Annotated in this window: 1 protein-coding gene; it reads left to right on the top strand. The window is 38.9% G+C overall.

Translation table 11 applies throughout. From position 1 onward, the window contains the following. A partial coding sequence (locus tag DW922_RS18205) for an extracellular solute-binding protein (RefSeq protein WP_243032297.1) occupies positions 1-610 on the top strand: 610 nt, incomplete at both ends.

Genomic DNA, 610 nt, shown 5'->3' on the forward strand with positions numbered 1-610 from the left:
CTGTCTTGTCTGGATGTGGACAGTCAAAGAAAGAAGTATCTAAAAACGATGATCATCTTACAGTTTATCTGTGGGAAAATCGTTTGATGAAAAATATTGCACCCTATATCCATGAACAGTTTCCTGATCAGGATATTGAATTTATTATTGGTAACAATGATACCGATTTATACAGTTATTTTAAAGAACATGATGAATTACCGGATATCATAACAGTACGTCGATTCTCTGGAACAGATGCACAGGACTTACAGCCTTATCTTATGGATTTTGCTTCTTATGATGTTGTTTCCAAGTACTATTCTTATGCGGTGCAATATTATAAGAATGAGGAGGATGAAATCCAGTGGCTGCCAATCTGTGGTATTCCGCAGACGATCATTGCCAACAAAACACTGTTTGATCAGTATGGCGTAAAGATTCCAGAAAATTATGAGGAATATGTACAGGCTTGTCAGCAGTTTTATGATAATGGCATAAAACCGTATTCCATGGATCTTGGGGAAGACTGGTCTAATAATGAAATCATCCAGGCGGCGGCAATCGGTGAGTTTACAAGCCTGGATGGTATTGAATGGCGAAACGGTGCAGAGACTGCAGCGGATGAAGT

Source organism: Clostridium sp. AM42-4 (assembly GCF_003480105.1).
In the GTDB taxonomy this organism is placed as follows: Bacteria; Bacillota; Clostridia; order Lachnospirales; family Lachnospiraceae; genus Brotaphodocola.